This window comes from Burkholderia sp. AU32262 (genome assembly GCF_020419985.1).
GTDB classification, from domain to species: Bacteria; Pseudomonadota; Gammaproteobacteria; order Burkholderiales; family Burkholderiaceae; genus Burkholderia; species Burkholderia semiarida.
The window spans coordinates 67,899-76,777 of sequence record NZ_JAIZRS010000030.1; the positions used below are offsets into that span (position 1 = coordinate 67,899).

General features: G+C 66.3%; 9 protein-coding genes. 1 reads left to right on the forward strand and 8 read right to left on the reverse strand.

The features are described from left to right. Positions 1–373: 373 nt before the first annotated feature. The 8 genes from LGN10_RS28255 to paaA all read right to left on the reverse strand — a co-directional run bounded on the left by LGN10_RS28255 (position 374) and on the right by paaA (position 6,911). A complete protein-coding gene (locus LGN10_RS28255; protein WP_059578237.1) occupies positions 374–1,009 on the reverse strand; it encodes a GNAT family N-acetyltransferase in 636 nt (211 codons plus the stop codon). 233 nt (positions 1,010–1,242) lie between these two features. Next, entirely contained in the window at positions 1,243–1,848 is a 606-nt protein-coding gene (locus LGN10_RS28260) for a TetR/AcrR family transcriptional regulator (protein ID WP_059578238.1), read from the reverse strand. A gap of 16 nt (positions 1,849–1,864) precedes the next feature. Next, the gene (locus LGN10_RS28265) at positions 1,865–2,686 is read right to left on the reverse strand and encodes a DUF1835 domain-containing protein (RefSeq protein ID WP_226225748.1); all 822 of its coding nucleotides are present in this window, start codon (positions 2,684–2,686) and stop codon (positions 1,865–1,867) included. Positions 2,687–3,099: 413 nt separating this feature from the next. After that, a complete protein-coding gene (paaE, locus tag LGN10_RS28270; protein WP_226225749.1) occupies positions 3,100–4,188 on the reverse strand; it encodes a 1,2-phenylacetyl-CoA epoxidase subunit PaaE in 1,089 nt (362 codons plus the stop codon). A 2-nt stretch (positions 4,189–4,190) separates the two neighbouring features. Further along, on the reverse strand, positions 4,191–4,754 hold the full coding sequence (paaD, locus tag LGN10_RS28275) for a 1,2-phenylacetyl-CoA epoxidase subunit PaaD (protein ID WP_226225751.1): 564 nt from the start codon (positions 4,752–4,754) through the stop codon (positions 4,191–4,193). Positions 4,755–4,777: 23 nt separating this feature from the next. Beyond that, entirely contained in the window at positions 4,778–5,581 is an 804-nt protein-coding gene (gene paaC, locus LGN10_RS28280; protein ID WP_099315982.1) for a 1,2-phenylacetyl-CoA epoxidase subunit PaaC, read from the reverse strand. Between the two features lie 10 nt (positions 5,582–5,591). Then, positions 5,592–5,876, reverse strand: a complete 285-nt coding sequence (paaB, locus tag LGN10_RS28285) for a 1,2-phenylacetyl-CoA epoxidase subunit PaaB (RefSeq protein WP_006482881.1) — start codon at positions 5,874–5,876, stop codon at positions 5,592–5,594. A 36-nt stretch (positions 5,877–5,912) separates the two neighbouring features. Beyond that, a complete protein-coding gene (paaA, locus tag LGN10_RS28290) occupies positions 5,913–6,911 on the reverse strand; it encodes a 1,2-phenylacetyl-CoA epoxidase subunit PaaA (protein ID WP_226225753.1) in 999 nt (332 codons plus the stop codon). Positions 6,912–7,111: 200 nt separating this feature from the next. Between paaA and LGN10_RS28295 the strand changes: the two genes are divergently transcribed. Beyond that, positions 7,112–8,386 carry an SGNH/GDSL hydrolase family protein gene (locus LGN10_RS28295; RefSeq protein WP_226225755.1) on the forward strand — a complete coding sequence of 425 codons (1,275 nt, stop codon included), beginning with the start codon at positions 7,112–7,114 and terminating at the stop codon, positions 8,384–8,386. Positions 8,387–8,879 lie beyond the last annotated feature (493 nt).

An 8,879-nucleotide genomic window follows, 5' to 3' on the forward strand; every position in this document is an offset into this window, starting at 1 on the left:
GCGTGGCCCGAGTATGGAGAAACCACGGGTAGACAGCCTGTCACTTCGACCTTTCGCCGAATGAAATAAGCGACCGATCATCTATCGGCGGGCGCTCAAAGATCAATGGGACGGATACGAAAGTAGATGTTCTTCTGCGCGAGCACTGTCCGGCGACAGAGGAGCTTGAACCGCACTGCCAGCGGACGCGCTGCGCCGGAGCGCGGGAAACATGCCGTGATGTCGGCTGCAAGGGCGGCCGTATCGGTGAGGCGATGGGGTGACAATGACGTCGGCAGCCGCCGGACACGCGAAGCGCGAAAGGGGCGAGCCCTTTTTCGCGGGCTGCAACGGCAGCGCGTTGGGGCTTGAGGTTGGCGAGTCGGGCCCGGCGTCAGGCCGGCATCAGCGATTCGATGAACTTCGTCGTGCGGCGCGCCTGGCGCTTCATCGCGTAGTCGAACACCGCGGCCTGTTCCTGCAGCATCTCGGCGATGATCGTCGAGTGGTCGGCCGGCGGCAGCGACAGGTACGCATCGGCTTCGCCGTACGCGTACTCGATCCGCATCCCGGATTTCTTCGCGATGTGCATCATCGTCGCGTTACGCGACAGGCAATGCATGTACAGCATCGTCACGTGCGTGTTGCGGCTGCGGATCGCCGCGCGCTCGAACAGCTTCGAGCCGACGCCGCGGCCGCGCGCGCTTTCGAGCACCGACACGCCGAATTCGGCCGTGCGCGTGTCGCCCTCTGCCGGCAAGTAGGCCAGGTGGCCGACGCCGATCAGTTCGAGGTCGTGGTCGAACACGCCGAACACGGTGTCGCGACCGAAATCGATCGTACGGACATAGTTCTCGATCACGTGGTCGGGCACCATCTGGCCGAAGCGCAGCAGGCGGTCCTCTTCGTCGAGCGAGAGAAAGTGGGTGAGCATTTGCTCACGGTCTTTGGAAGCCAGTTCCCTGACGAGAACCGGCGCAGTACCGACCTTGCCGACAGCATCGGCACGACCGTTGAATTGCGTGTTCATCGTGGGTTCCTCAGTGTGGGTGCACAAGCGGGTTGTGCAATGCAACAGCATTTTACCCGAGCGAGGTTGGGGAAAACCCGTATTTGACGTTCTTTGTCCTGAGGGGGAATTCTAAATCCGCTTAGTTCATTCCGTAACTTGCTGATTTTGAAGGGATTTAAAATTCATCATATGAAATACGCGACGGGTGGTGCCACTGTGCCCGTCGCGCAACGCATGCTGCTGCGCGACAATCAGGCCGCCGTCGATAGCCCGCGCTCGATCAGGTCGATCACCTGTTCGGCGAAGTCGCGGTAGCCGAGGCGGCCGCCGGGCTTCAGCCACGTGAAGGTCCAGTTGATCATCCCGAACACCATCATCGTCACCGGGGTCTGGTTTTCCTTTGAGATCCGGTCCGGGTAGGCGCGCGCGAGCTGTCGCGTGAACGCCGCGACGATGTCGCGCTGGCGGTCGAGCACGATTTCGCGCTGCGCGTCCTCCAGATACTTCACGTCGTTGAGCAGCGCGACATGGCGACTGTGCGACGTCTCGTACTCGGCGAGGAACGCGCGCACGAGTTCGGCGAACGCGTCGCGCTCGCTGAGGCCGCGCCGCTGGCTCGCGCCCTCGACCTCGGCGATGATCAGCATCAGCCGCTTCGTGTAGCGGTCGAGCAGGTCGAACAGGATCGCTTCCTTGCTCTCGTAATAGTGATAGAGCCGCGCCTTCGACGTACCGCTCGCGGTCGCGAGATCGGACATCGACGTGCTCGGGTAGCTCGTCTGCGCGAATTTCTCGGCGGCCAGGTCGAGGATCTGCTCGCGCTGGGATTCGTGGTCGGGCGCTCGGGTTCGGGCCATGGTCGAATATGGAAGATTAGCGGTGCGCGGCCGCGGCGGCTGCGCGCACGCGCGTGGAAGAGAGGGCTGCGGGCGCATCGTCCTGCAGTTCGAGCCGGCCGGCTGCCGCGAGCTCGCGGCAGCGCCACCAGGCGATCGAGTCGCTGACGAACAGCCCGCCGCGGTCGGCCGCGGCCATGATGCTGCCGACGAGGCGCTGCGCGGGCTGCCAGTCGGCTTCCGCGCGCGCGACGATCAGCGCGTCGAGATCGGCGTAGTGGCCGCTCTTGATCGTGTTGCTGACCCAATAACGCAGTTCGGCGTTCAGGTGCTTCGCCTCCTGCCATTCGAGCGCGAGGCGGCCGATGCGCAGGACCGAGACCGGCGCGGCCGCCGGCCGCTTGCGCGCCAGTTCCGCGGGCGAGAACATTCCGGTCGCGCACGCCTGGTCGGTGCGCGACAGCGCTGCGCGCTGCGCGGCGTCGAGGTCGGCGGCCGACAGCCGCACCTCGTTCAGGCGCTGCGGCACGTTGCGCAGGTGATAGGCGACCCGCCGCAGCAGCAGCTTGTCGCCGACGCTCGGCGCGTGCCACACGACGACCTGGCCGGTATCCATCGCAAGCTGGTCGAGGCGCGCGAATTCGGCCTCGATTTCCGCGTTCCAGTCGGGAATCTGGTCGCCGAGCACGTGCTGCCAGAACGCGGCGCGCGTGTCGGGCGTCTCGTCGGCGCCCTTCAGCGGCCCGACGCCGAGATCGTCGAGCAAACCGACGACGCGCTCGTCGCGTCCGGCTAGCGCAAGGGCCTCGCGCAGCGACGCGGCGGCGGTGCCGCCCTGAATCACATGAATGGTACTCATCGGCCTGTCGTCAACAAAAGAAAACCGCCGGCCGGGCGGACGTTGCGATGTCCAGCCGGCCGGCGGCCCCTAGGGTCTGTTTACATATGGAACGCACATGCGAATGCCCGAAATCGCTCGTAGGGCAAGGAGTGAGAAGCGCCGTTTGGCCGCGCCAAACAAGCGACGAGCGACGCCGCCATACGGGCGATTTCGGGCATTCCCCTGACATGATTTTTTTAATTTGGGGTTGCCACGAGAACGGCCGCTCGCCGCGTTGTGCTCCTTGCGAATACGTCAGTATTCGCGGCGTCGCACGCCTCGCGAGCGGCCGTTCTCGTGGCAACGCATGCGCGTTCCATATGTAAACAGACCCTAGTGTAAGCGAGATGTGTGACGACGAGAAACCGCCCGGCGCCGCGACGCGACGCCGCTCAACGCTCGTCGAAGCTCACGACGACCTTGTCGCTGATCGGGTGGCACTGGCACGTGAGCACGAAACCATCCTTCACTTCATGCTCCTCCAGCGTGTAGTTCTTCTCCATCCGCACTTCGCCTTCGACCACCTTCGCGCGGCACGTGCAGCACACGCCGCCCTTGCATGCGTACGGCAGCGCGAGGCCCGCGCGCAGGCCCACGTCGAGCAGGCTCACGCCTTCGTACGGCAAGCGCAGCTTGCGCTTCTTGCCGTCGAGCACGATTTCGAGGTCGGCGGCCGGTGTCTGCGCGGTGATCTCGACGACCGGAGCGCCGGCCTGCGGCAGCGGCGTGCCGAAGCGCTCGACGTGCACCTTCGCCTGCGGCACGCCGGCCGCCTTCAGCGCCGCTTCGGCGGCGTCCATCATCGGCGCCGGGCCGCAGATGAACGCCTCGTCGATCGCGTCGGCCGGCGTCAGCGTGGCGAGGAATTCCGCGCATTTCGCCTGATCGAGCACGCCGTTGAACAGCTCGACGTCCTGCAGGTCGTCCGACAGCACGTGATAGAGGACGAAGCGGTTCATGTAGCGGTTCTTCAGGTCCTCCAGCTCCTCCGCGAACATGATCGCGTCGACGCTGCGGTTCCCGTAGATCAGCGTGAACGTGCTGCGCGGCTCGAGTTCGAGCGTCGTCTTCACGATCGCGAGCACCGGCGTGATCCCCGAGCCGCCGGAAAACGCGACGTACTGCTTGCCGTGGTCGGCGTTCAGGTGCGTGAAGAAGCGGCCGTCCGGCGTCATCACGTCGATCGTGTGGCCGGGCTTCAGCGTGTCGAACGCGAAGTTCGAGAAGCGGCCGCCGCGCACGCGCTTGATGCCGATGCGCAATTCGCCGTCGCGATCGTAGTCCGTCGTGCCGACGCAGATCGAATACGAGCGGCGCGTCTCCTCGCCGTCGATGTGGGTCTTCAGCGTGACGAACTGGCCCTGCGTGAAGCGGTACGCGTCGCGCAGTTCCGGCGGCACGTCGAACGAGACGGTGACGGCATCGGCGGTCTCGGGCCGCACGTCGCGGATACGCAGCGGGTGAAATTGCGGGGTCGCCATATTCAGTAGGGTTTGAAGTAGTCGAAGGGTTCGCGGCAGTCGACGCAGCGATACAGCGCCTTGCAGGCCGTGGACGCGAATTGCGCGAGACGTTCGGTGCGCGCGGAGCCGCAGCGCGGGCAGGTCGGCGCCGCGACGGGCCGCGGCACGAGGCGCACGACGTTTTCCCGCGGCGCGGCGCTACCGCACTGGCCGACCGGCGGCGCGATGCCGTAGGCCCGCAGCTTGTCGCGCGCGGCCTGCGTGATCCAGTCGGTCGTCCACGCGGGGGCGAGCACCGTCTCGATCCGGTGCGGCGGCAGATCGGCGGCCTGCAGCGCGGCGGCGATGTCCTCGGCGATCTGCGACATCGCCGGGCAGCCCGAGTAGGTCGGCGTGATCACGACCTCGAGCCGGCCGTCGTCCGCGCGGCGGACGTCGCGCAGGATGCCGAGCTCGCGGATCGACACGACCGGAATCTCCGGATCGGGCACGGCTTCCAGCACGTCCCACGCGCGGGCGAGCAGCGGATCGTCGCGGTGCGCGGCGGGAGCGCCGTGGTTGGGGGCGGCGGTCTGGGCGGACATCGTCGGGCTCCGTGGCGTGGGGCTTACCAGCTCGCGCCGGGATGCTGACGCGCGAGGCTCTGCATTTCGGCGAGCAGGTAGCCCATGTGTTCCGAGTGCTCGCCCTGCTTGCCGGTCGTTACATGCTTCACCGGAGTCGGCGGCGTGAGCGTGGCCTCGGCGAGCGCATCGTCCACGTCCGCGCGCCACGCGGCCTCGATCGCGGCCGCCGCCGGGCCGATGCCCGGTGCGACGATCGCGTCGTCGATCGCGTCGGCGGCGAAGAATTCGCGCGTGTACGGCATCAGGTAATCGAGCGCGGCCTGCGCGCGGCGGTGCGATTCGTCGGTGCCGTCGCCGAGGCGCACGAGCCATTCGCGCGCATGCTGCACGTGATAGCGGGTTTCCTTCACCGATTTCGCGGCGATCGCGGCGAGTTGCGTGTCGGTCGACGTTTCCAGCGCGCTCCACACGTGCAGCATCAGCGCCGCGTACAGGAAGTTGCGCACGATCGTCACCGCGTAGTCCTTGTCGGCGTGCGCGGTACCGGAGAGCGGGCCATAGTGCGGCAGCTCGGCGAGCGTGAAGTTCGCGAATTCGCGCTCGGTGCGGAAGTACGCGTAGTCGTCCTCGGTCTTCGTCGCGCCGGTGAGCTGGCGCTCGAGCTCGGCCGCGTGCGTGTACAGCATGCGCGCCTGGCCGATCAGGTCGAGGCTCATGTTGGTGAGTGCGATGTCTTCCTCGAGGATCGGGCCGTGGCCGCACCATTCGGCGTTGCGCTGACCGAGGATCAGCGCATTGTCCGCGAGGCGCAGCACGTAGGAGAGGTGTTCGGGCGTGATCGTCATGGCGCGGGCGTTACATGTGGTTGACTTCGTCGGGCAGCGTGTAGAACGTCGGGTGACGGTAGATCTTGTCGCCCGCCGGCTCGAACAGTTCGGCCTTCTCGCTCGGATCCGACGCCGTGATCGCCGACGACGGCACCACCCAGATGCTCACGCCTTCCTGGCGACGCGTGTAGACGTCGCGCGCCATGCGCAGCGCCATCGTCGCATCGGCGGCGTGCAGGCTGCCGCAGTGCTTGTGGTCGAGGCCCTGCTTGCTGCGCACGAACACTTCCCAGATCGGCCATTCCTTGTTCATTACCTTCTCCTGATTCATGAATTCGAGGGGGGCCGCTCAGGCGGCGTGCTGTTCGGCGCGGGCGCGGCGCTTCGCTTCGTGCGCGAGCGCGGCTTCGCGCACCCAGGCGCCGTCCTCGTGCGCCTTCACGCGAGTGGCGAGGCGTTCCTTGTTGCACGGGCCGTCGCCGTTGACCACGCGCCAGAATTCGTCCCAGTCGATCGCGCCGTAGTCGTAGTGACCGCGCGCCTCGTTCCATTTCAGGTCGGGGTCGGGCAGCGTCACGCCGAGCACCTTCGCCTGATCGACGGTCGCGTCGACGAATTTCTGGCGCAGATCGTCGTTCGAGATCCGCTTGATACCCCATTTCGCGGACTGATTGCTGTGGACCGAATCCGCGTCGCTCGGGCCGAACATCATCAGCACCGGCCACCACCAGCGGTCGACGGCCTGCTGGACCATCGCACGCTGCGCGTCGGTGCCCTTCATCATCGACAGCAGCGCGTCGAAACCCTGGCGCTGATGGAACGACTCTTCCTTGCACACGCGGATCATCGCGCGCGCGTAGGGGCCATACGTGCAGCGGCACAGCGGGATCTGGTTCATGATCGCGGCGCCGTCGACGAGCCAGCCGATCACGCCGACGTCGGCCCAGGTCGGCGTCGGGTAGTTGAAGATGCTCGAGTATTTGGCCTTGCCCGCGTGCAGCGCGTCGACCAGCGAATCGCGCGATACGCCGAGCGTTTCGGCCGCGCTGTAAAGATAGAGGCCATGGCCGGCTTCGTCCTGCACCTTCGCGAGCAGGATCGCCTTGCGCTTCAGGCTCGGCGCGCGCGAGATCCAGTTGCCTTCCGGCAGCATGCCGACGACTTCCGAGTGCGCATGCTGCGAGATCTGGCGGATCAGCGTCTTGCGATAGGCGTCGGGCATCCAGTCCTGCGGTTCGATCTTGCCGTCCGCGGCCATCACCGCATGGAACCGGGCCTGCTCGGGCGACTCGGCTGCGGCGTCGAGCGGCGCGACGTTGCCGGGGATGTCGAGGGATTGCGTGTACATGGCGGAGGCTCTCGTCCGGTTGAATGTGTGCGAAGTATAAACCAACCGACCGGTCGGTTAATAAATTTGTTGTGGATTTGCGGTGAGATTCGGGTAAACGAGGGACGTCGGGGCGCGATCAGCTGGCACAAGTGCGGCCCCACGCGTGGGTCTCGCGTCTTCTGCGGCACAATGCCCGCTTTCCGATGAGGATTTTGCCGATGTCATTTCGAAGCAGTTTCGCCGCGGCCGTGCTGGGCGCGGCCGTTTTCGTGTTGCCGCTTGCAGCATCGGCCGCGCCGGCCGCATCGGTCGGTTGGGTCGCGGCGTGGGCGACCGCGCTGCAGCCGATTCCCGACCTCGCCGCACCGCCGCCGCTCTACCGCGCACCCGACGTGGCCGGGCGAACCGTGCGGCAGATCGTCTACCCCACCGTGTCCGGGCGGGCCGCGCGAATTCGCGTGAGCAACGCATACGGTCGCGCGCCGCTGGTCGTCGAGGCCGCGAGCCTTGCGCGCGCCGGCGAAGGGGCGGCGCTCGCCGGCCGCGCGGCGGTGCCGGTCCGGTTCGGCGGCAAGGCGTCGGTGACGCTCGCACCGGGCCAGGCGCTCGAAAGCGATCCGGTGTCGATCGACGTGACGGCTGCGCAGCCGTATGCGATCAGTCTCCAGATGGGGCCGAACCAGCGGATGACGGTCTGGCATCGCGTGTCGAACCAGTTCAACTACGTGTCCGCCCCGGGCGATCACGTGGGCGATCCGGGCGCCGACGCGTTCCGCACCCGCTTTACCCAATATGCATGGGTGACGGAGCTCGCCGTCGAAGCCGGCTCCGCACGCGGCAGCGTCGCCGCGATCGGCGATTCGATCACCGACGGGTTGCGCTCCAGCGTGAACCGGAACCGTCGCTGGCCCGACGCGCTCGCGCGCCGGCTGGCGGGGTCCGGTGCCGAATCGATCGGCGTCGTGAATCTCGGCATCAGCGGGAACCGGCTGCTCAGCGATTCCGCGTGCTACGGCACATCGCTGGCGTCGCGGTTCGAGCGTGATGCGCTGTCGCGTTCGGGCGTGAAGGCGGCGATCGTGCTGATCGGGATCAACGACATCAACTTCGCGGCGATGCCGCCGCGCGCGGGGCTCGATTGCGATCACCCGCATACGCAGGTGACGGCCGCGTCGCTGATCGACGGCTATCGCCGGCTGATCGACGCGGCGCACCGCCAGGGCGTGAAGGTCTTCGGCGCGACGTTGACGCCGGCGGCGTTGCCGGCCGGACGCGAGGCGATCCGGCTCGAGGTGAACCGGTGGATCCGGAGCGGCGGCGGGTTCGACGGCGTGGTGGACTTCGACGCGGTGCTGCGCGATCCGGCGCGCCCGAGCGTGCTGCAGCGCCGATACGATAGCGGCGACGGCATTCATCCGAGCGATGCGGGCTACACGGCGATGGCCGACGCGGTGCCGGTCGATCAACTGCAGGCTGCGGTGGGCGGCAAGTGACGCGCCTCTATATATAGAGAGAAAGGTGGCCGACGGCCTGCGGGCCGGCAGCGCGACATCGTTCGTCGAGCCCAAAGCCACCGTGCGCGTCAGCGCACGGTGGCTTTTTCAAACTTTCTTCACAAAGGGCTTGCGCGGATGGGGGCAGGTGCTTAGAATCACGCCTCTTTCGCGCTAACGGAAACGCGGCGCGGGAGAGAGGGAAGCGGTGCTGTTGGGGTTCGGTGGTAGCGAGCCGCGGCGGCGCAGGAAGATGGGCCCCGCAGTCGCAACGAAGTCGTTCAGAAAGTTGTTGACGAGCTGCGAAACACGGTTCATAATCTCGCTTCTCTGCTGCTGAAAACGCAGCGCTGCTGGGAAACACGGAGTTTCTCGCAGAAATGCTCTTTAAAAATTAACAGCCGATAAGTGTGGGCGCTTGATGAAAGCGAGCTGATCCTCGGATCAGATAGCGAAAGTATCAAGAGTCTCACACTAAAGTAAGTCAGGTTTA